Annotated in this window: 19 protein-coding genes; 7 read left to right on the forward strand and 12 right to left on the reverse strand. The window is 75.3% G+C overall.

The features are described 5' to 3' along the window. Positions 1 to 9 precede the first annotated feature (9 nt). Positions 10 to 1,002 (forward strand): 2-hydroxy-acid oxidase, encoded by a 993-nt coding sequence (locus tag O7546_RS17080; protein ID WP_194799066.1) that lies wholly within the window; start codon positions 10 to 12, stop codon positions 1,000 to 1,002. On the opposite strand, the gene O7546_RS17085 is transcribed toward O7546_RS17080, so the two are convergent. The 6 genes from O7546_RS17085 to O7546_RS17110 form a co-directional block, all read right to left on the reverse strand. Beyond that, entirely contained in the window at positions 907 to 1,932 is a 1,026-nt protein-coding gene (locus O7546_RS17085; protein ID WP_228531443.1) for a histidinol-phosphate transaminase, read from the reverse strand. The two genes, O7546_RS17080 and O7546_RS17085, sit on opposite strands and share 96 nt — an antisense overlap. Further along, positions 1,932 to 3,206, reverse strand: a complete 1,275-nt coding sequence (locus O7546_RS17090) for an NAD(P)/FAD-dependent oxidoreductase (RefSeq protein ID WP_194799064.1) — start codon at positions 3,204 to 3,206, stop codon at positions 1,932 to 1,934. Before O7546_RS17090 ends, O7546_RS17085 begins: the two co-directional genes overlap by 1 nt. After that, positions 3,203 to 4,903, reverse strand: a complete 1,701-nt coding sequence (locus O7546_RS17095) for a prenyltransferase/squalene oxidase repeat-containing protein (protein ID WP_194799063.1) — start codon at positions 4,901 to 4,903, stop codon at positions 3,203 to 3,205. The genes O7546_RS17090 and O7546_RS17095 overlap by 4 nt, the downstream gene beginning before the upstream one ends. Then, positions 4,900 to 5,937, reverse strand: coding sequence for a UbiA family prenyltransferase (locus tag O7546_RS17100; RefSeq protein ID WP_194799062.1), 1,038 nt, complete (start codon positions 5,935 to 5,937; stop codon positions 4,900 to 4,902). Before O7546_RS17100 ends, O7546_RS17095 begins: the two co-directional genes overlap by 4 nt. After that, positions 5,934 to 6,953 carry a polyprenyl synthetase family protein gene (locus O7546_RS17105; protein WP_281599390.1) on the reverse strand — a complete coding sequence of 340 codons (1,020 nt, stop codon included), beginning with the start codon at positions 6,951 to 6,953 and terminating at the stop codon, positions 5,934 to 5,936. The genes O7546_RS17100 and O7546_RS17105 overlap by 4 nt, the downstream gene beginning before the upstream one ends. Positions 6,954 to 7,205: 252 nt before the next feature. Beyond that, entirely contained in the window at positions 7,206 to 8,231 is a 1,026-nt protein-coding gene (locus O7546_RS17110) for a methyltransferase (RefSeq protein WP_281599392.1), read from the reverse strand. A 161-nt stretch (positions 8,232 to 8,392) separates the two neighbouring features. Here O7546_RS17110 and O7546_RS17115 point away from each other — a divergent pair, with 161 nt between their 5' ends. Then, positions 8,393 to 9,256, forward strand: coding sequence for a TauD/TfdA family dioxygenase (locus O7546_RS17115; protein ID WP_269697182.1), 864 nt, complete (start codon positions 8,393 to 8,395; stop codon positions 9,254 to 9,256). 7 nt (positions 9,257 to 9,263) lie between these two features. On the opposite strand, the gene O7546_RS17120 is transcribed toward O7546_RS17115, so the two are convergent. Next, entirely contained in the window at positions 9,264 to 10,475 is a 1,212-nt protein-coding gene (locus tag O7546_RS17120; RefSeq protein ID WP_194799058.1) for a cytochrome P450, read from the reverse strand. A gap of 157 nt (positions 10,476 to 10,632) precedes the next feature. Between O7546_RS17120 and O7546_RS17125 the strand changes: the two genes are divergently transcribed. Both O7546_RS17125 and O7546_RS17130 read left to right on the forward strand, forming a co-directional pair. Further along, a complete protein-coding gene (locus O7546_RS17125; RefSeq protein ID WP_269697183.1) occupies positions 10,633 to 11,796 on the forward strand; it encodes a nucleotide disphospho-sugar-binding domain-containing protein in 1,164 nt (387 codons plus the stop codon). Positions 11,797 to 11,806: 10 nt separating this feature from the next. Beyond that, entirely contained in the window at positions 11,807 to 13,009 is a 1,203-nt protein-coding gene (locus O7546_RS17130; protein WP_194799056.1) for a cytochrome P450, read from the forward strand. 16 nt (positions 13,010 to 13,025) lie between these two features. Here O7546_RS17130 and O7546_RS17135 read toward each other — a convergent pair whose 3' ends face one another. Beyond that, a complete protein-coding gene (locus O7546_RS17135) occupies positions 13,026 to 14,435 on the reverse strand; it encodes a condensation domain-containing protein (RefSeq protein WP_194799055.1) in 1,410 nt (469 codons plus the stop codon). Positions 14,436 to 14,500: 65 nt separating this feature from the next. On the opposite strand from O7546_RS17135, the gene O7546_RS17140 reads away from it, so the two are divergent. From O7546_RS17140 to O7546_RS17150, 3 genes are all read left to right on the forward strand, one after another. Next, the gene (locus tag O7546_RS17140; protein ID WP_194799054.1) at positions 14,501 to 15,181 is read left to right on the forward strand and encodes a 4'-phosphopantetheinyl transferase superfamily protein; all 681 of its coding nucleotides are present in this window, start codon (positions 14,501 to 14,503) and stop codon (positions 15,179 to 15,181) included. 74 nt (positions 15,182 to 15,255) lie between these two features. Then, a complete protein-coding gene (locus tag O7546_RS17145; RefSeq protein ID WP_232236583.1) occupies positions 15,256 to 15,549 on the forward strand; it encodes a phosphopantetheine-binding protein in 294 nt (97 codons plus the stop codon). A gap of 12 nt (positions 15,550 to 15,561) precedes the next feature. After that, positions 15,562 to 16,875 (forward strand): glycosyltransferase, encoded by a 1,314-nt coding sequence (locus O7546_RS17150; protein WP_194799053.1) that lies wholly within the window; start codon positions 15,562 to 15,564, stop codon positions 16,873 to 16,875. A gap of 29 nt (positions 16,876 to 16,904) precedes the next feature. Here O7546_RS17150 and O7546_RS17155 read toward each other — a convergent pair whose 3' ends face one another. The 4 genes from O7546_RS17155 to O7546_RS17170 form a co-directional block, all read right to left on the reverse strand. After that, a complete protein-coding gene (locus O7546_RS17155) occupies positions 16,905 to 18,143 on the reverse strand; it encodes a beta-ketoacyl-[acyl-carrier-protein] synthase family protein (protein ID WP_281599403.1) in 1,239 nt (412 codons plus the stop codon). Positions 18,144 to 18,208: 65 nt separating this feature from the next. Next, complete coding sequence (locus tag O7546_RS17160; protein ID WP_013286876.1) at positions 18,209 to 18,469, reverse strand: acyl carrier protein; 261 nt, start codon at positions 18,467 to 18,469, stop codon at positions 18,209 to 18,211. Between the two features lie 96 nt (positions 18,470 to 18,565). After that, positions 18,566 to 19,819 carry a cytochrome P450 gene (locus O7546_RS17165; protein ID WP_281599407.1) on the reverse strand — a complete coding sequence of 418 codons (1,254 nt, stop codon included), beginning with the start codon at positions 19,817 to 19,819 and terminating at the stop codon, positions 18,566 to 18,568. Continuing rightward, positions 19,810 to 20,772, reverse strand: a complete 963-nt coding sequence (locus O7546_RS17170) for a PaaX family transcriptional regulator C-terminal domain-containing protein (protein ID WP_194799050.1) — start codon at positions 20,770 to 20,772, stop codon at positions 19,810 to 19,812. The genes O7546_RS17165 and O7546_RS17170 overlap by 10 nt, the downstream gene beginning before the upstream one ends. Positions 20,773 to 20,796: the final 24 nt, after the last annotated feature.

Here is a 20,796-nt window from a genome sequence, read left to right on the forward strand (position 1 = left end):
GTGGTCACCGTGGAGAGCGGACTCCGCCTGCTGCGGGCCGCCCGTCAGACGGTCACCGGCCCGGCCGCGCTGCTCGGCGATCCGGTGCTGCGCGAGCGCAGCGCCGGCTACCTGAGGGACCTGGCCCGGCCGTACGGGCTGCGGGTGCCGGACGGCCTGTTCGACGCGCCGTCGGCGGCGCTCGGGCAGTCCTACGGGGAGATGGCCGCCGAACTGATCCCGGCGGTCGTGCCGCCGGACGAGCCGGTGGACCTGCTGGTGCTGGCGTTCGCCGTGCACGACGTGCTGCCCGGCCGGGCCACCGCGGCGTACCTCAGTCACGTGTGCCCTGGTACGCCGATGTCGTTCGCGCTCTGCGACCAGGGTTCGGCGGCGGCGTTCACCGGGCTGCGGATCGCCCGCGACTACGGCTGCCGCCGGGCCCTGCTGGTCACCGTCGAGCAGGCGGTCCTGCCGTACGACGCGGCGGTGCCCGTACCTGCCCGCCACCGGGCCGTGGCCATGCTCTACGGCACCGCGGCCGACGACAACGCCGACAGCGGGACCGGCGGCGGTCCGGAGCGGATCGGGCTCGGCGCCGGTGCGCGGCTGACCGGGCTTCGCCAGCACGCCGACGTCGGCCCCGGCGAGGTGGCGGCGCTCGCGGCGGCCGAGGTGCGCGAGCTGACGGCCGGGCGTACCGATGTCGCGGTCGTGCTCGGCGCTGAACTCGCGGCTGTGTGGCCCGGTCCCGGCGGCGGCGCGGTGACGACCGGTCCGGAGCGGCAGCCGTCCACCGGCCTCTGGTGGGCGCTGCTGGACCGTCTCGCCGGGGACGCGGCGCGGCCCCGGCCGGTGGTGGTGGTGGCCGACTACGAGCCCGGCCTGGGCTACCTGAGCGTGGCCGCGCTGGCGCCGGCGGGCCGGTCAGAGCCCGTCGGCGAGCGCGGCGCGGACGAACGCGCAGAGCCGCTCGTTCGCCTCCGGAGCGCCGACGGTGATCCGGACCCCGGCGCCCGGTAGCGCCATCACCAGGATGCCCGCCGCCCGGGCCCGCTCGGCGAACGGCACGGCCCGCTCCCCCAGCGGCAGCCACACGAAGTTGGCCTCGCTCGGCGCGACGGTGAGCCCGAGGCCGCGCAGCGCGCCGATCAGGCGGGTACGCGCCGCCACCAGGTCGGTGCACCGCCGGGTCAGTTCGGCGCCCACCTCCGGTGTCAGGCTCGCCACCGCGGCCGCCTGGGCCAGCGCGGAGGGAAAGAACACCGCACCGGTGAGCGCGGCGGCCCGGGTGAGCCGGGGCGGCACCACGGCGTACCCGACGCGCAGCGCGGCCAGGCCGTACGCCTTGGAGAACGTGCGCAGCACGCAGACGTTGTCGTACGCCCGGTACAGGTCCATCCCGTCCGGCGAGCGCGGATCGGTGACGAACTCGCGGTACGCCTCGTCCACGATCACCGGCACGTCGGCCGGGACGCGGTCCAGGAACGCCTCGACGTCGTCGCGGCGCAGCGCCGTACCGGTCGGGTTGTTGGGGTTGCACAGCAGCACGCACCGGGTCCGGTCGGTGACCGCGTCCGCCATCGCCGGCAGGTCGTGGTCGTACCCGCGCATCGGGACGGGCACGGCACGGGCGCCGGCGTTGCCGACGATCAGCGGGTAGCCCTCGAACGACAGGGCCGGGTGGACGACGTCCGGGCGCGGCCCGAGGGACTGCACGAGGTGCTGGCACAGCCCGGCCGAGCCGGGGCCGACGAGGATCGCCTCGGGGCCGACACCGAGCCGCGCCGACAGCGCCGCCACGAGCGCCGACGACGTGCGGTCCGGATAGCGCTGGAGCGTCGCGGCGGCGTCGGCGACCACCCGCCGGATCCCCGGCAGCGGCGGGTAGGGCGTCTCGTTCATGGACAGGTCGGCCGGGGGTTGCGTCCCGACGGCGGTGGCAGGCGTCATCATCGTTCACTTTCCGACGGGACCGGTGGGGACGGGGTGTGCGCGTGCCGGTCGGCCAGCAGCCCGAGCTGGTAGAGCCGGTCGACGGCGGACAGCGGCCGCACGTCGGTGCCGGAGAGGTTGCCGGCGGTGAGCCCGAGCAGCCGGGGGTTCGCGGCGGTGCGGCGCATCATCCGCGCGCCGAGCAGCCTCGGCAGCCCGGACACGGCGGTGATCATGCGGGAGGCGTTGTGGCTGACGGTGGCGACGTGGTCCAGCCGGGGCCGCCGCGCCGCCTCGAAGGCCCGCAGTGCCCGGTCCACGGCGGCCGGTTCCGGCGCGCCGCCCTCGGCGGCCAGGCAGGCGGCGAGCGTCTCGGCGTCACCGAGGGAGCTGTTGACGCCCTGCGCCGCCATCGGGTGCACCGCGTGGGCGGCCTCACCGGCGAGCGCGAGACCCGGTACGGCCAGTCGCGCGCTGCGCAGCCGGTAGACCGCGAGCAACTGGCGCCGGTGCAGGCTCGCGCGCACGGCCGGGCCCAGCGGACGGATCGCCGGCACGTCGGCGAGCAGCCGTCCGCACCACGCGTCGAGGTCCACGCGGCCCCGGAACTCGTCCGGTGTGACCTGCACGTAGAGGCGGCACCGCCCGCCCGGCAGCGGGTAGACCAGGCAGAGTCCCCGGGCGGTGCGGTAGGCGGACACCTCGTCGGCCACCTCGGCGCCGTCCACGTCGAACGCGACCAGGCCGTGCGGGTACTCCCGGCGTTCCACGCCGATCCCGGCCGCGCGGCGCAGCGGCGAGGACATGCCGTCGGCCGCGACCACCAGCGGCGCCGCGACGTCCCGCTCGGCGCCGTCCGCGACGACCCGGACGCCGTCGATCCGCCCGCCGCTGTCGCGCCGGACGCCTGTCACCCGCACGCCCCACCGGACCTCCACCGTGGCGGGGAGCCGGCCGGCCAGCACCGCGCGCAGGTCGCCGTAGTCGGCGCAGAGGATCTGCCGGTACGCCCCGGGCAGGCCGGCGTAGTCCAGGCAGAGCAGCGGCTCGCCGTACGCGTCGCGGATGGCCAGCCGCCCGACCGGGCGCGCGCCGGTGGCCCGCAGAGCGCCCAGCGCGCCCCAGGAGTCGAGGATGCGTACCGTCTCGGGCTGGAGGATCTCGCCCTTGGCGATCGACGCCGGAGCGCGCTGCCGGTCGAGCACGAGCACCCGCAGGCCGAGCGCGCCGAGCGCGTGGGCGCAGGCCAGCCCGCCGGCGCCGGCACCGGCCACCACCACGTCGGCGCTCATCGGGCCACCGCGCCCGGTGCGGCGCCGGACGGCGCGGCGGCGGCCCGGCGGTACTCGCCGAGCGTCCGCAGCGCGAGCGCCTGGGTGATCACCGCGTTCGGGTACCGCATGTGGTGCCGGATGTAGTTGCAGACCCGGGCGGCGGGCCAGGCGCCGTCCGGTCCGGCGGCGGCCACCAGCCAGGCGACGCCCCGGTCCACCGCCCCGGCGGCGTCCGGGTCGCCGGTCGCGAGCAGGCCCTGCACCGCCCAGGACGTCTCCTCGACGGTGCCGCCGGTACCGTCGCCCGGGCCCCACGAGCCGTCGGGCAGCTGGGTGTCCCGCAACCACCGGGCCGCGCGGCGCACCACGTCGTGCCGGGCGTGCCCGACCCGGGACAGCGCGGCGACCACCACGGCGGTGCCGGAGGTGTGGTCGCGGTACCAGAGGTTCTCGAACGTGCCGTCGGGCGCGGCCCGGGTCAGCAGCCAGGCCGCCGCGCGGGCGATCGCCGGGTGGTCGTCCGGATGCCCGGCGTCGTGCAGCGCGAGGATCGCCTGGCTGGTGATGGCCGGGCAGGGTCCGTCGTTGGCGAGCCGGGTGTCGCGGACCCACAGGCTCCACGAGCCGCGGCTGTCCTGCCGGCCGACGAGCCACGCCAGGCCCTGACGCAGCACCGGGTCGGCGCCGGCGCCGGGGAGTCCGGCGAGCGCGGAGAGGATCTCGGCGGACTCCAGCGTGACCGGCCAGCCCCGGGCGTTCGAGTAGCTCCACCCGCCCGGCGGCACGTCCAGGACCTCGAACGCCTCCGTCTTGCGGGCGGCGTGCAGGAACTGCCGGGTGGCGTGCAGCTGGGGGTCGTCGGCGTAGCCGGCCGCGATCAGCCCGGTCGCCGCGTACCCGGTACGGGTGAGGTCCAGATTGGTGACCGCGTCCCAGGAGCCGTCGGGGCGTACCGCGCGGCGCAGCCAGCCGACGACGGCGCGGGCGATGTCGGGGGCCTCGCCGCTGCGGGCCAGGCCGAGCAGGACGAGCGCGGCCGGCCACGGGTCCTCGCTGAGCGCGCCGGTGCGGCCCTCGTGGTCGTGGATGGACCGCAGCAGCCGTACCGCCGCCGGACGGGCGCGGCGCAGCGTGGCCCGGCGCAGCCGACCCGCGGGCAGCATGCCGGCCTGCATCAGGGCGAGCCCGACGAACGGCGCGGTACGGAACGACAGGCGCTGCCGGCGCACCCGGTCGAACAGCACGATCTCCAGCGGCAGCCGGCGCAGCGGGCCGGCCTCGGCGGTCATCCCGGCCATCGTGAGCAGTTGCCGGCACAGCAGCGAGATGGCCGGGTCGGTGATGGTGTCGACGCCGCCGAGCGCGGCCAGCCGGGCCCGGCCCGCCGCGATCGCGTCGGCGCTGTCCGCCGGTGCGCTCAGCGCCAGCGCGGCGACCGCCACGGCGGTGGGTACGACGGCGGTGCCGGCGCCCACCACGCCACCCCAGCCGCCGTCGTCGTGCTGCGCGCGGCGCAGCCAGGCGGTTCCGGCGTCGACCAGGTCGGCGCAGCCGGACGGGTCGGCGGCGTGCACGGCGGCTACCGCGCCGGCGGTGCCGAGCACCGAGGCGGGCGGGTCGTCGCCGAAGGCGCCGTCGGGGCGGCGGCGGCGGAACAGCGCCTCGGCGCCGTCGGTGAGGGCCTTCCCGACGGCCTCGGCGGTCACAGCGGTCATGGCGCGTCCTCCAGCGGCAGTCGACTGCGGGTGGCGAGGGTCAGGCCCGCCACCGGCGGGCCGAGTTCGTGTCGGACGCGCATGCCGCGCTGCGCCAGCCAGGTCAGCAGCACCATCGGCAACGCGAGCGCGAGCTGCACGGCGACGCCGAGGCCGAGCCCGACCGCCGCCGAGGCCAGCACGACCCGCTCGACGACCAGGACCGAGTGGGCGCGCAGCGCCACCAGGACGGGCATCCCGTCGCGGCGCGCCACCAGCGGGGCCAGCGCGACGACGCCGGTGGCCAGGACGACGAGCACAGTCGCCAGGTACGACATCCGCGTGCCCGTGCCGGCCAGCAGTCCGGCGGTCACCGCGGCGCCGATCGTGACGGCGTAGAGCGCCACCACGGTCCGCACGGCCACCGGCACGCCCCGGCCCACCGGCAGCGTCCGGTAGCCGCCGGCACGATCGCCGTCGATGTCGCGCAGCGCGCCGACCAGGTTGGACATGGCGTCGTGCGACCAGAACGCGACGACGAGCGCGAGCAGCACCGGCACCGCCCAGGCACGGTCCGGCGCGATCCCGGCGGCGAGCGCGCCGTAGCCGAGCGCGACCGCGCCGAGCGCGCCGCGGACCAGGTTGCCGGCGATCCCCCGGGCCTTGAACCACCTGCTGTACGCCACGATGCCGCACCCGGCAAGCAGCGCCGCCAGCGTGGTGCCCCATCCGTCCAGCACGGCGAGGACGCCGAGCGCGGCGAAGCAGGCGCTGCCGCACCACAGGGCCGTGCCCGCGCGCAGCCGGCTGGACGGGATCGGCCGGTGCGGTTTGCTGCCGGCGTCGAGATCCCGGTCGAAGTAGTCGCCGAGGTAGTGGCCGCCGAGCCAGCCGGCGGTGGGCGCGGCCCAGGCCGACAGCAGCAGCCACGGGTCGTGCCGGCCACCGGCCACTGCGGCGCCGGCGAGGCCGACCAGTCCGACGTACCAGAGGGTGTAGGGCCGCCAGGTCTCCACGTGAGCCCGCAGTGCTCGCACGGCACCGGCCGTGCTCACGCCATCTCGCTCGTCATCCAGGCCGCGATGTCGGTGAGCACGTCCGCGCTCGCGGACGGGGTGAGCGCTGCGAGTTCGGCGCGGGCCCGCTCGGCGTGCTCCACCATCCGCCGCCGGGCGCCGGCGACCGCGCCCACGTCGTCGAGCAGGGCGGTGACCCACTCGACGTCGCCGGGGCCGGCGCCGCGGCGGTGCAGCACCGCCAGCAGCTCCACCCGTGCGGTGTCGCCGATCGCGTCGTACGCCAGCAGCAGCGGCAGCGTGGGCCGGCCGTTGTTGAGGTCGCTCGTCGCCGGTTTGCCGGTCTGCTCCGGGGTGGACAGGTAGGACAGCAGGTCGTCGCGGATCTGGAACGCGGTGCCGAGGTGCTCGCCGTAACGGGCCAGTGCGGCGGAGAGCAGCGGGTCGGCGCCGCCGAGCAGCGCGCCGATGTGGCACACGGCGCGGAACAGCGAGCCGGTCTTGAGCCGGATCATCTCCGGATACCAGCGGGCGCCCGCGTCCAGGTCGCCGACGAGCCGCGCCTCCAGCGCCTGGCCCCGGCACAGGTCCTGGCCGGCCTCGGCGAGCGCGGTGACGGCGGCGACGACCGAGGCCGCGGGGACCGCCCGGCCGCTCTCCACGATCGCCTGGAAGGCGTGGAAGATGAGGTGGTCGCCGGCCACGATGGCGCCGGGGATGCCGTACGCGACAGGGACCGCCGGGCGGCCGCGGCGCAGCGTGTCGGCGTCGATGATGTCGTCGTGCACGAGCGTCGCGACGTGCAGGTACTCGGTGCCGAGCGCGGCGGCGAGGACGTCCCGTGTCGATCCACCCACCGCCTCGGCGGCGTGCAGCGTCATCATCGGGCGGAGCATCTTTCCCGCCGGCAGCAGCGCGTAGCGGACGATCGCGTCGAGCTGGTCGGGCGTCTCCGGCCACCGCCGGCCGAGTTCGGCGCGCAGCAGCCGCCCCGATTCGCTACGGGCCAGGTCGTCGATGAAGGGCGGATATCGCGTGGAGCCAGCAACCGTCATGACGCGTCGACCCTTTCGCCAGGGATCGGCTAGTCGCCACGCGAGACGTTACCGGTAGGCCCTCCCCGGAACAACCATTGATAAATGCGCATGGACATGGGTGGCCACAAATGTCGTGACAGCATTCTTCAGCACATTGACCGAAGCACCGAGAAATCCACCGTTTGACCCACGGCCGCCATGTCGATGCATATACGTCAATGTTCGGGCGCACGGGGCGGCACCGGACAGGTACCACCCGCTCCGCCCGGGTCAGGTGCCGGCGGCGAACTCCATGAGCGTCAGCCCGTCGGTGCCGTGGTAGGTGCGCCGGGGCGTCAGACCCGCGGCGGCGGCCAGCGCGGTGAACTCGGGCACCCCGCGCTCCCGGCCGCCGACGAGCACCAGCATCCGCAGGTCGTACGGCGACAGGTGCGGCACGTGCGGCATCGTCGGCAGCACCTCGATGACGAGCACCCGGCCGGTGGTCCCGGCCGCCTCGGCGCAGCGCCGCAGGATCGCGGTGGCGTGGGCGTCGCTCCAGTCGGTGAGCGCGCGGGAGACCACGTACACGTCGGCACCGGGCGGCAGCGGGGCGAAGAAGTCCCCGACCACGGTCTCGGCCCGGTCGGCCAGCCCGCACGCGGCGAACGTCGCGGCGGCGGTGGCCACCGGCTCGTCGCGGTCGACGAGGGTGCCGCGCAGGTGCGGATGGGCGCCCAGCACCTCCCGCAGCAGCCCGCCCGCGCCGCCGGCCACGTCGACCACGTGGCCGGCCTCGTGCCAGGGGTAGAGCGCGGCGACCTCCGGCGCGGTGAACCGCTGCTGGCTGAGCATCAGCGCGTCGAAGTAGGCCCGATGGTCCGGGTGGGCGTCGAGGTCGGCCCAGAAGTCGCGCCCGTGCACCTCCCGGTAGCCGGGCCCGCCGGTGCGGATCGCGTGCGGCAGGCCCGTCCAGGCCAGGTCCATCCGCGCGCCGAGCCCGGCGAGGTCCAGGTAGGCGCCGTGGCCGCCGCCGTCGCGGTCGCAGAGCAGCTCGCCGACGTCGGTCAGGCCGAACACGTCCGGCGACACCTCGACGAACACGCCCCGGTGCACGAGGTAGCGCAGCAGGCGGCCCAGCGCGGCGGCGTCCGCCCCGCAGGCGTCGGCCAGCTCGCCCAGACCGGTGACGCCCGCGGCGATCCGGTCCGGCACGCGCAGCGTCACCGCCGTGCGGACCGCGAACGGGGTGGCCAGGTCGGTGAGCCGGTCGAGCCGCTCCCGCGCGTCACCCTCGATCCGGGCATCGATCGACACCGGCGCCTCCTCCCGCGTCGCGGGCCGGCACCGCCGCCCCCGCCGGTGCGCATGCTTCCAGGCGTACGGCGGGTGAGTCAACGACGACGGCTGGTGAGGACATTCATGGACGTGGAACAATTCGCGGGCCAGCGCAGGCGCGCAGACCGGAGGGATCATCGATGACCACATCCATCGCGGCCGAGGTCCGGCTCGTCTCCGGCGCGCTGGGCGCCGAGGTCCACGGCATCGACCTGAACACGCTCACCGACGAGGGCTTCGCGCTGATCCACGACCTGCTGCTCAAGCACCAGGTGATCTTCCTCGCCGGCCAGACCGGGCTGACGCCGCAGGCGCACGTCGCGTTCGGCCGCCGCTTCGGCGAGGTGGAGCTGCACCCGTACCTGCCCCGGCTGGACGGGCACCCGGAGATCGTCGTCATCGACTCCGCCGACGGCGGCAAGGTCGACGTCTGGCACACCGACATGACGTTCCACCAGAGCCCGCCGATCGCCTCGATCCTGCACCTGATCCAGCTGCCCGAGGTCGGCGGCGACACCATGTGGACCAACCAGTACCGGGTCTACGAGGCGCTCTCCGCGCCGATGCGGGACCTGCTCGACGGGCTGACCGCCATCCACGTCATCCGGATCGGCACCGAGTTCACCAGCCGCGCCGAACACCCGGTGGTCCGGGTGCACCCGGAGACCGGGCGCCGCTCGCTGTACGTCAACCGGTTGTTCACGTCGCACATCCCGCAGCTGACCCGCAACGAGAGCGACGCGCTGCTGGAGCACCTGTTCACCTTCTCCGAGAGTCCCCAGTTCACCTGCCGCTACCGGTGGCGGACCGGAGACGTCGCGGTGTGGGACAACCGGGTCACCCAGCACTACGCCGTGAACGACTACGACGGGCTGCGGCGCGGGCAGCGGATCACCGTGCTCGGCGACCACCCGACCGGCGACGAGCCCCGGTGGGAGCACTACGTCCCGGCGCCGGGCGAGCGCTACTGGCCGGGCCGGGTCAACGCGGTGGAGAGCTACTGACCGGCGGTCACCAGGTGACCGGGAAGGAGGCGATGCCGCCGTTCATCCGGTCGTGCCGCCACGGGATCTCCGCCAGCGGCACGGCCGGCGACAGCGCCGGCATCCGGGTCAGCAGCGCCCCGAGCGACAGCTCCACCTGCATCCGGCCCAGCGCCGTGCCGAGGCAGAAGTGCGGCCCGAAGCCGAAGGTCAGGTGCGGTACGCCGGGCCGGCGGTCGATGTCGAAGACGTTCGGCTCGGGGAAGAACCGGGGGTCGCGGTTGCCGGCCCACGGGATCGCCATCACGCAGTCGCCGGCCCGCATCCCGACCCCGCCGAGGACCAGGTCCGCACGGACCACCTGCACCCGGAACATGGCGCTCACCGACGTGTAGCGCAGGATCTCGTCGGTGGCCGTGGCGAGCTTGCCCGGCGCGGCGCGCAGCTTCGCCAGCTGCGCCGGGTGCTGGAACAACGCGCGCAGGCCCGCGCTCGTCGAATTGATCTCCAGCCCGCCCAGCAGCACGCCCATGGCCAGCTCGACCAGTTCGGCGTCGACCAGCTCGTGCGCGCCGCCGCCGCGGACCCAGGCCGAGAGCAGGTCGTCGCCGGGCTCGGCCCGCTTGCGCGTCAGCTGCCCGGCCAGGTAGTCCCGCAGCTCGGCCTGCGCGGTCGCGGCGGCGGCCGAGCCGTACGCGGTGACCGAGTTCAGCCCCTCGATCCAGGCGTAGAACCGGGGCCGGTCGGCGGCCGGGACGCCGAGTACGTCGCACACCACGAGCACCGGCAGCGGCGCCACCAGTGCGGCCACCACGTCGGCCGGGCGCGGACCGGCGAGCATGGCGTCGACCAGCTCGTCCACCAGCCGCTGCACCCGGGGCCGGAACGTCCCGATGCGCCGGGCGGTGAACGCGCGGCCGGCCACCCGCCGCACCACGGCGTGCGCCGGGCCGTCCATGTTCAGCTCCCGGGGACCGCCGCCGTCCGGTGTCGCCGTCGCGCCCAGCGGCAGCCGGGAGAAACGGGGGTCAGCCAGGACGGTGCAGCAGTCCTCGTAGCCGAGCACGAGCCAGGCCGCCCGCCCGTCGGGCAGCCGAACCCGGCTGACCGGCTCGGCGACGACCATCTCCAGCAGCTCGGCGGGAAGGTCACCGGTGAACGGTTCGAACGGATAGGAACGCAGCCCGGAATTGACTGTCACCGGGCCACCGGGCGGCTGATCGCGGTCCACCTCGGACATCGGCTAAGAGTCCAGCATCGGTTAGTCCGGCGTCAATATCCGCCGCGTGCGTCCGCAGCCTTCCGCGTACCGGCGTCGATCCCCTAGCATCGGTTCTCCAGGGCTGCCGTTTCGCCGCGCGGATTGGTGGGTTTTGACTGCGCCGCTGCGAATTCTGATGTCGACGTGGGGCTGGCGGTCGCATTTCTACAGCCTGGTCCCGCTCGGCTGGGCGTTGCAGGCCGCCGGTCACGAGGTACGGGTGGCGAGTCATCCGTCGATGGCCGCCACGATCAGCGCGGCCGGGCTCGCCGCCGTACCGCTGGGCGCGGACGTCGACTTCGCCGAGGCGTTCGCCGGCCGGATCGGCGCGGTGGCCCCGCTCGCCGGTTCCGCGCCGGCCGGCGCCGTCGAGCCGGCGATCACCGCCGACGGCGGGGTGGTCCGGTTCGCCGACGCCGTCCTCGACGACCTGGTCTCCTACGGCCGGTCCTGGCGGCCGGACCTGGTCCTCTGGGAGCCGTTCAACCTGGCCGCGCCGGTGGCCGCCGCCGCGCTGGGCGTGCCGGGCGTGCTGAACCTGTGGGGGCCGGACTCCTCGACCACGCTGCGCCTGGACCCGGACGAGGTGGTCGGGCCGCTGGCCGCCCGGTTCGGGCTGCGCGCCGCTGACGTACCGCTGGACGGCGTCCTGACGCTCGACCCGGTGCCGCCGCCGATGCAGGTGCCGATGCGGCGTCCCGGCCGTCCGGTGCGATTCGTGCCGTACAACGGCCCGGCCGTGGTGCCGGACTGGCTGCGCCGCCCGGCGGAGCGGCCCCGGGTGTGCGTCACGGCGGGCACCATGATGGCCGGCGCCGGGTTGCACGACCGGCTCGACCTGGGCGGGGTGATCCGTGCGGTGACCGGGCTCGACGTGGAGGTCGTCGTGGTGGTCGAACCGCGCCAGCACGAAGGGCTGGGCCGGCTGCCGGCCCGGGTCCGCCTGGTCGACGGGCCGCTGGCGGTCCGCCTGGTGCTGCCCACCTGCGCCGCTCTCGTGCAGCAGGGCGGGGCCGGCACCACCATGACCGCGCTCGCGTACGGCGTGCCGCAGCTCGTCCTGCCCCGGGTCAGCGACCAGCACTTCAACGCCGGGCGGCTGGCGGTCACCGGCGCCGGCACGTGGCTGGCGGGCGAGCAGGCCACCGCCGACGCGGTCCGGGACCACGTCGCCGGCCTGGTCGGCGACGGGCCCCGGCGGCGGGCCGCGGCGCTGATGCGTGACCGGGTCCGCGCCATGCCCGCCCCCGCCGGCCTGGTGCCGACGCTCGCCGCCCTGGCCCGGGGCGGCCCGATCTGAGGAGTCGCAGATGACGCAGGACCCACCCGCCATCCCGTACCCGCTCGCGCCGGCTCCGACGATCTACCACCCGTCGCCGGACTACACCCGGATGCGCGAGTCGTGCCCGGTGGCCCGGGTCGAGCTGCCCGACGGGGCGTGCGCGTACCTGGCCACCCGGCACGCCGACGTGCGCCGGGTCTTCACCGACCAGCGGTTCAGCCGGGCCGCCGCGGCCGGCCCGAACCGCCCGACCCGGGAACTCGGCTCGCTCGCCGAGGACTCGCTGATCGGGATGGACCCGCCGCGGCACACCACGATGCGCCGCGCCGTCTCGCACGCGTTCACCGTCCGCCGGGTGGAGGAGCTGCGCCCGACGGTCGCGGCGCTGGTCGACCGGATGATCGACGACCTGGAGGCGGCCGGGCCGCCGGCCGACCTGATCACGCACGTCTCCGGTCCCCTGCCGATCTCCGTGATCAGCACGCTGTTCGGCATCCCGGAGCGGGACCGGGAGCGGGTACGCCGGTGGTCGGACGCGCTCGTCGGCGACTGGGACGCCGACCCGGACGCGCCGCGGGCGGCGCTGGAGGCGTTCCGCGAGCTGATCGACCTGCGGCGGCGCGAGCCCGGCGACGACCTGATGAGCGCGCTCATCAAGGTCTGGGACGACCACGACGACCTGACCGAACGGGAGCTGGTGTCGGTCACCGCCGGAATCTTCGTGGGCGGGCACGAGACCACCACCAACCAGCTCAACCTGTTCCTGCTGGTGCTGGCCCGTCATCCCGAGCAGCTCGCCGGGCTGCGCGGCGACGATCCGGTGGCGGTGGCCCGGGCGGTCGAGGAGCTGTCCCGCTTCATCCAGCTCGGCGACAACGGGGTGCTGCTGCCCCGGGTCACGACCGAGGAGGTGGAGCTGGGCGGCGTACGCCTGCCGGCCGGCGCCGCGGTGCTGCCGGCGATCGCGTCGGCCAACCGGGACGCCACTGTGTTCCCGGGCGCGGACACGCTCGACCTGGGCCGCGTGCACAATCCGCACCTGGCGTTCGGCGCCGGCCCGCACCACTGCCTGGGCGCGGCGCTGGCCCGGATGGAGTTGCAGGAGGCGCTGGGCGCGCTGCTGCGAAGGCTGCCAGGGCTGCGGCTCGCCGTCGACGAGGCGGAGCTGCGGTTCCGGCCGGGGCTGGTGGTGCGCAGCCTGGAGTCGCTGCCGGTGACCTGGGACGCGTGACCGGAGGGGTGGCCGGTCAGCCGCCCGCCGATCCGGGGACGACCCGGGTCGGCGCGGCGGGGTCGAGCGCCGCCTCCACCGCCACCTCCTCCACGCCGCGCAGCAGCCGTTCCGCCTGCTCCTCGGTGAAGCAGCCGAAGTCGAAGATGACCTGGAGGTGGACCGTCTCGGGCTGGTCCTCGACGGTGATGAAGACCTGCTCGGGCAGGTGGTCCAGCGGGCCGTCCCAGACCAGGAACGTCTCGTCGGCCCGGCGGCGGATCCGCTCGGCGGTCACCGGGTCGTCGTGCAGCCCGCCGTCGGCCGCCTGCCGGGTGGTCACCCGCCGGTCGTTGATCCGGCAGCTGATCCGGGCCGGGTACCCGCGTTCGGCGTCCAGCCGGTCCGAGACCTCGGCGAGCTGTGCCGGGTCGTAGTAGGCGTACTTCCCGGCGGAGACGGCGGCCCGTCGGGCCCGCGCCACCACCTCGTCCACAGTGGTGTCCGCGGTGTCGACGCGCAGCACGCCGTTCTGGCTGAGCGGGGCGATGGCCTCGGCGAAGCCCGGCCGGAACCGGTTGCCGACGATGAGCTTGGCGGTGAGCGGGCTGACGCCGGTGGCCCGGCCGATCGCGATCGCGATGACCGCGAGCAGCACGCGCGAGGTGTCCGTGCGGGTCCGCGCCGCGATGGCCCGCACCGCCAGGTACGCCGCGGGCGAGCTGAACCGGCCGTGCCAGTACCGGTGGCCCCGGCGCCCACCGGCCGCCGGCTCGCCGAACGTCAGCGGCGGGACGTCCCGCAGGTGTTCGGCCCAGTGACGCACGGCCCGGTCGCTGAGCCGGCGCAGCGGCGGCGTCTCCTCCCGCCGGCCCAGTTCGAGGATCTGCACGGTACGCGGGTCGGCTACCCGGCGGACCGGCCGGCCGGCCAGGCCGAGGTCGGCCAGGATGAGGGACGTGGCGGTGCCGTCGACCACGAGGTGGTCGATCGTCAGCACCCGGTGCACCAGCGCGCCGCGGTGCCGGATCACCGCCATCTTCACCGACCAGTCCCGGTAGAGGTCGTAGTGGCTGAGCAGGCGGGCGTGGCCCAGGTCGTAGGCGAAAGCGGCCACGTCGGCCGGGTCCGCGTCGTCGGGCACGTCCATCACGTCCAGGACCGTCTCGCCGCTCGCCGACACGACCTGGCACGGGCCGCCGCCGTCGCCCGCGCCGAGCCGCATCCGCAGCGCCGGGTGCCGGGCCATCAGCGCGGCGAACTCGGCCGCCACCTGCTCGATCGTGACACCGGCGGGCATCGGGTGGGCGCCGCTGACGTTGTGCGTCCAGCCGGTCTCCCGCATGTCCTGCATGATGGCCTTCTGCCCCCAGGTCAGGGGCGCGGTGCCGGCGCCCGGCCCGGCGAACGCCACGGGAACCTGGGCCTGGACCGTCTGCGCTAACACCCGCTCATCAGAGCAACGCGCATCGGTGTGTGTCAACGTGACGGCGCAGGGTTACGCTGCCGTCCATGCGGGACGCCGTCCGGGTCTGGATCGTCGCGGCCGCGGTGCCGGCGGACGAGCTGGCCCGGTACCGGGCGGTGCTCGACGCGGACGAGCGGGACCGGGCCGCGCGGCTCGGCGCCGGGGCGCTGCGGGACCGGTTCACCGTGGCGCACGGCGCGCTGCGCGTCCTCGCCGGGCGGGCCACCGGCGCGCCACCGGCGGCGCTCACCTGGCGCCGCGGCCGGTACGGCAAACCGGCGCTGACCGGCCGGTGGAGCGGCCTGCACACGAGCCTGTCGTACTCCGGCGACCTGGTGGCGGTCGCGCTCAGCGAGGGCCGCCCGGTCGGGGTGGACATCCAGCACGTCGCGCCGGGCGGTGACCCGGTGTCGGCGTCCGCGCGCTTCTTCGACCCGCGGGAGGCCCGGCACGTCGCCGCCGGACCGGACCCGGCCGGCCGGGCGCTGCGGTTCACCCGGCTGTGGGCGCGCAAGGAGGCCGCGGTCAAGGCGGCCGGGGGCCGGCTGTGGCCCAACCTCGCCGTGCCGGTGCACCGGGTCGACGTGGTCGAGTGCGTCGAGCCGACCGGCCCGCACCGGCTCGCCGACCTGCCCACACCCGCCGGGTACGCGGTGGCGGTCGCGCTCGCCGGCGACCGGCCGTACGACGTCGAGTGCCACACCGGCCTCCGTCACGATCGGTGACGATCGCCGCACCCGTTGACACCTGCCGATGTCCCCTGCTCTGATGACTCCATGCCGACGCGCATGATCGACTCGTGGGACGCCCGGTGCTAGAACACGACGCGCCGGCCGACGCGCCGCCCCGTGACCAGGTCGTCGACCGCCTGACCGTCCTGCTGACCCGCATGCTCCGGCCGGACGCGCCGGTCACCGAGCAGACCCAGCTGATGGACGACCTCGGCCTCAGCTCCTCGCTCGGCCTGGAACTGCTGCTGTCGCTGGAGGACGAGCTGGAGATCCAGATCGACGTCGAGGAACTCGACGAGGATCGGATGGCCACGCTCGGCGACCTGGCCGACTACATCACCGCCAACTCCACCCCGCGCTGAGCAGGCCGAGACGTGGACCGGCCCGGCCTGAGTGTGGTGGTGCCCGCGCACGAGAACGGCTCCGCGCTCGACGCGACGCTGCGGTCGCTGACCCGGCAGACGCTGCCGCCCGGCGACTTCGAGGTGATCGTCGGTGACGACGGCTCGGCCGTGGCGCTGGGCCCGGTGGTGGACGCCTACCGGGACCGCCTGCGGATCGACTACGTCCGCAGCGAGCGGAACCGGGGCCGCAGCGCCAACCGCAACGCGGCGGCGGCCCGGGCCCGCGCGGACACGCTGATGTTCCTGGACGCCGACACGGTGGCCCATCCCGGGCTGCTGAAGCGGCACCGCGACTTCCACGCCGGGCGCGCCGGGCGGCCCGGGGTGCTGCTCGGGCAGCGGTACGACCTGGACTGGGCCGGCGCGGACGCGCTGCGCCGGGGTGAACCGGTCGCCCCGGCGATGCTCGACGCCGAACGCGGCGACCCGCGGCTGGAGGACATCGCCCTCCCCCAGCGGACGGACGACTTCCCGAGCGCGCCCTGGGTGCTTGGCCTGACCCACAACGCCTCGGTGGACCACGAGTCGTTCCGGCGGGTCGGCGGCTTCGACGAGGCGATGGTCAAGTGGGGCTTCGAGGACCTCGACTTCTTCTACCGGGTGTTCCACCTGCACGGCGCGCCGCCGGAGCTGTTCCGGCTGGACGTCGACGCGCTCTCGTACCACCTGCCGCACTTCCGCAGGACGTCGAACGGGCTCGCCTCGATGGACAACATGAAGTACCTGCTGCGCAAGCACCTGCGCTACGACGTCGAGGTGCTGTACGGGCTCAACACGTTCGGCCGGCACCTGGGCCGGATCCGGCTCTACGGCCAGGCCATCGAGGCGTACCGGGCCGGTGGGCTGGGCCGGCCGGACGTGCTGCCCGCGTCGTTGCGCGAGGAACTGGCGGCGAGCGCGGCGCTGGTCGTCGGCAACGGCGTGTCCGCACTGGACCTGGGCGCCGGGTCGCACACGTACGACCACGACGCGCCGGTCGGCGAGACGAACTCCCACCTGCTCGGCACCGTGCTCCAGCAGTTCAAGGCCGGTGCGCTGGACCTGATCGTCAACGTCGACATGTGGCGGTGCCTGCTCCCCGAGGACCTGCCCGCGTTCCTCACCCGAGGGCTGCTCAAGGCCGACCGGATCGAGCTGGTCGCCACCCGGACCGGCCCGGACCAGCGCGCCCTGCTGCCGGTGCCGCTGGTCGCCGACCTCGACTACGTGGCCGAGATGCTGCGCCCGCACTTCACCGTCGCCGTCGCCGCGTCCGACGCAGCGACCGTGATCACGCTCCGCTGAGATCCCGGCCGGGCGGGCGGGCCGGCCGCTCAGGCGGGGCGGGCCAGCACGAGGCTCACGTTGTGGCCGCCGAAGCCGAACGAGTTGGACAGCACCGCGTCCACCGCCACCGCCCGCGCCTTCTCGCGGATGTGGTCGACCTCGCCGTCGCGCTCCGGGTCGTCCAGGTTGTGGGTCGGCGGCAGCAGGCCGCGACGCAGCGCCTCGACCGCGATCGCCGCCTCGATCACGCCGGAGACCCCGAGCATGTGCCCGGTCACGCCCTTCGTCGAACTCAGCGGTGGCGGGGCGGCGCCGTACACCTCGGCGAGCGCGGCCAGCTCGGCGGCGTCCCCGGCCCGGGTGCCGGTGCCGTGCGCGTTGACGTACCCGATGTCGCCGGGCACCAGCCCGGCGTCGCGGACGGCCATCCGCATGCAGCGGGCCGCGCCGGCGCCGTCGGGGCGCGGCGTGGTCGGGTGGTGGGCGTCGTTCGTGGCGCCCCAGCCGAGCACGTCGGCATGCCGGTGGGCGCCCCGCGCGGCGGCGTGCGCGGCACGTTCCAGCACGAACACCCCGGCGCCCTCGCCGAGGACGAGCCCGTTGCGGCGCCTGTCGAAGGGGCGGCTCGCGGCGGCCGGGTCGGCCCAGCCGCGGGCCAGCGCGCGGGCGTTGCCGAACGCGTCGGCGAACGTCGGGAACAGCGGCGCCTCGGCGCACCCGGCGAGCACCACGTCCGCCTCGCCGGCGCGCAGGATGCGCAGCGCCTCGCCGATCGACTGCGCCCCGGCCGCGCACGCCGTGCCGATCGACGACGTGTAGCCGTGGATGCCGAACTTGATCGCGATGCGGGCCGCGCCCATGTTCGGCAGCGTGCCGGGCAGCATGTACGGGCTGACCCCGAACCGGCCCCGCCCGGCGCGGGCGAGCACCTGCTCCTCCAGCGTGGACAGACCGCCGACGCCGGAGACGACGACCGCCACCCGGTACGGATCGACGTCCCGGCCGATCCGCAGCCCGGCGTCGGCGAGCGCGTCCTCGGCGGCGCGCAGCACCATCACGATCGACCGGTCCACGACGCGGGACTCCGGGCCGGGCAGCACGCTCGCCGGGTCGATCGCCGGAGCGAACGCGGCGACGTCGACGACGCCGTGCAGCGGATGGCCGGCCGGCGGCCGGGTGAGCCCGGACCGGCCGTCGCAGACCGCGTCGAACACCTCGGCGGCGGTCGCGCCGACTGGGCTGACCAGTCCGATCCCGGTGACGGTGACCGGTTCGCGCACGCTCACCGGACCCGCCGCGCCGGCGTGGGCGCCGGGACGCCGCGCGGCCGGGTGCCGTGCCCCGACATCGGTCAGTGCGCCGAGGCCGGTGCGATGCGCGCCGCCACCGTCCGGCTGAACTCGCCGACGGTCATCATGGCGAGGTCCTCCGCCTCGTCGTCGTCGAAGGCGACCCCGAACCGGTCCTCCACGCGTACGGCCAGCTCGGCCAGGCCGAGGGAGTCCACGTCGAGCCCGGCCGGGCCGAAGACGGTGTCGTCGTCGACGTCGGAGACGTCGTACTTCATCTCGGTGAGTGCGGCGAGGAGGAACGCGCGGATCTCGTCGGTCATGTCCGGTGTTTCCCTTCCACGGTGTCCTGGCGGCGCGCTCGACCTGCTCGACGGAACCTGTGAGGCGCGGAGCGGACACTCCGCGTAGCATCGACCTTACTCGATCGGCTTGGTTTGGCAAGGTGCCCGGTCGGTCAGCCGTACCGGAAGCCGGTCGTACCCGCGCAGCATCAGCGCGCGGCGCGGGCCGGGCTCGGCGGTCAGCGCCGGGAAGCGGTCCAGCAGCCGGGGCAGCACCAGCCGCCCCTCGGCGCGGGCCAGCGTCGCCCCGAAGCAGTAGTGCGGCCCGGCGCTGAACGCCAGGTGCCGGTTGTCGGCGCGGGACGGGTCGAAGCGGTCCGGGTCGGGGAAGCGGCGCGGATCTCGGTTCGCGGCGCCGGTCAGCACCACCACGGTCCGGCCGGCCGGCACCGGCAGACCGGCGACCTCGGTGTCCACGGCGGCGTAGCGGACCGCGAAGTGCACCGGCGGCTCGTATCGCAGGATCTCCTCGACGTACGACGCGGCCAGCGACGGATCGGCGCGCAGCGCGTCCCGGGCGTCCGGCCGCTCGGTGAGCAGCACCAGCCCGTTGCCGAGCAGGTTCGCGGTGGTCCGGAACCCGGCGTTGTACATGATGATGAGGTTGGCCAGCAGTTCGTCGGAGGTCAGCCGGCCGGGTTCGTCGTCCAGGCCGCGCAGCAGCGCCGAGACGAAGTCGTCGCGCGGCGCCGCCCGGCGCGCGGCGACCAGGTCGGTGAAGTACGCGGTCAGCTCCGCCGCCGCCACGTTGGCGGCCCGGACCTCGCGCATGGACCGGCGGCCGATCTCCAGCACCGCGTCGAACGCGCGGACCCGGGACGGGAACCACTCCCGGTCCGCCCGCGGCACGGCCAGCAGCTCACCGATGACGTCACTGGGCAGCCGGAGCGCGAAGCGCGCCATGAAGTCGACCGTCCGGCCGTCCGCGCCCTCGGCGGCGAGCCCGTCGAGCAGGTCGTCGGCGATGCGCCCGATGGCCGGTTCCAGCGCGGCGACCCGGCGCGGGGTGAGCGCCTGGGAGAACAGGTGCCGGATCCGGAGGTGGTCGCCCTCGGCGGCGTTGAGCATCGACGACTGGAGGATCCGGATCACCTGGTGCTCGCGCCAGCGCACGCCGGTCCGGTCCAGGTACTCGGCGCCGAGCACCCGGAAGACCGGGTCGCGCAGCACCCGGTTGACCGCGTCGTACCCGTGCACGACGAGCGCGTGCGGGTCGGCGGGCCGCAGCGCGACCGCCTCCCCCGCCTCGTGCAGCCGGGCGTAGAACGGGTACGGGTCACGCCGTACCTCGTCACCGAGCAGTTCGTCGAGGGAGATGGTCACGCGCACGGCCGCTCCTCGCGAATGCCGGCGAGCATGTCGGCGGTGGTGTGCGCCCGGATGCCCGGCGGCACCGGCTCGGCGAACCGCGCGACGACCGCCCGGACGTGCGTCTCGGCGGCCTCGGCCAGTCCGTCGTAGACGGCCGCGAACACGTCCCGGGCCGCCCGGCGCGGCCACCCGGCCGGGAGCAGTTCCAGCGGCAGCCGCGGGTCGAGCGTGGGGAACCGCCGGTACGTGTCCATCACCTCGGTCCGGGCCCGTACGGCCGCGGCGCCGTCGACAGTGCCGAGCCGCGACACCATCGGGGTCCACCGGCGCAGGAAGGCCTCGTACTGTCCGCTGATCGCGTCGACGTCCCAGGCGTCCACGGGGGCGCGCTGACCGATCGCGTCCAGCGCGTCCTGCCGTCCCCGGAACACCGTGACCGCGCCGAGGGCGAGCGGGGCGAGCCGGGCCCGGGCGGGCGCGGTCAGCTCGTACGGCGAGATCCACAGCCCGTCGTAGAGCGGAGCGAAGCCGAGCCAGCGCAACTGGCCCCGCAGCGCCCGGCGTTGCGTCCCGTGGTCCTGCGGCAGCGAGAAGGCGACGACGGTCCAGCATCCGTCCCACGTCTGGACGTCGGCCGTGGAGGCGATGATCCAGTTCCCGCCGGCGGACAGGTACTCGGCGGCGGAGCGGCTGAGCCGGTAGAAGCTGTTGCGGCCCCGCCGGCTGCCCTCGAGCACCCCCCGGCGGGCCAGCCGGCTGATCGCGGTACGCGCCCCGGCGCTCGTCACCCCGGCCTCGCCGAGCAGGGCGACGATCGCCGCGGACGGCAGGTCGGCGCGGGTGCGCAGCGTGTAGTCGGCGAGCAGGGTCACCGCGACGCTCTGCGGCGAGGTGCCGGCCTGCCGCCGGGGCAGCCGCGCGGCGGGCCCCTCGTCCGGGTAGATCTCCTCGATGTCGAACGGGTTTGCCACACGCGCTCCGGCTCGGCTCAGGGA

This window comes from Micromonospora sp. WMMA1976, from assembly GCF_027497335.1.
Taxonomy (GTDB): domain Bacteria; phylum Actinomycetota; class Actinomycetes; order Mycobacteriales; family Micromonosporaceae; genus Micromonospora; species Micromonospora aurantiaca.

Bases quoted from the DNA above. Each gene is read 5' to 3' on its own strand.
- O7546_RS17095 (WP_194799063.1), bottom strand. From the start codon at position 4,903: ATGACCGCTGTGACCGCCGAGGCCGTCGGGAAGGCCCTCACCGACGGC.
- O7546_RS17085 (WP_228531443.1), bottom strand. From the start codon at position 1,932: ATGACGCCTGCCACCGCCGTCGGGACGCAACCCCCGGCCGACCTGTCC.
- O7546_RS17130 (WP_194799056.1), top strand. From the start codon at position 11,807: ATGACGCAGGACCCACCCGCCATCCCGTACCCGCTCGCGCCGGCTCCG.
- O7546_RS17125 (WP_269697183.1), top strand. From the start codon at position 10,633: ATGTCGACGTGGGGCTGGCGGTCGCATTTCTACAGCCTGGTCCCGCTC.
- O7546_RS17140 (WP_194799054.1), top strand. From the start codon at position 14,501: ATGCGGGACGCCGTCCGGGTCTGGATCGTCGCGGCCGCGGTGCCGGCG.
- O7546_RS17120 (WP_194799058.1), bottom strand. From the start codon at position 10,475: ATGTCCGAGGTGGACCGCGATCAGCCGCCCGGTGGCCCGGTGACAGTC.
- O7546_RS17115 (WP_269697182.1), top strand. From the start codon at position 8,393: ATGACCACATCCATCGCGGCCGAGGTCCGGCTCGTCTCCGGCGCGCTG.
- O7546_RS17105 (WP_281599390.1), bottom strand. From the start codon at position 6,953: ATGACGGTTGCTGGCTCCACGCGATATCCGCCCTTCATCGACGACCTG.
- O7546_RS17090 (WP_194799064.1), bottom strand. From the start codon at position 3,206: ATGAGCGCCGACGTGGTGGTGGCCGGTGCCGGCGCCGGCGGGCTGGCC.
- O7546_RS17160 (WP_013286876.1), bottom strand. From the start codon at position 18,469: ATGACCGACGAGATCCGCGCGTTCCTCCTCGCCGCACTCACCGAGATG.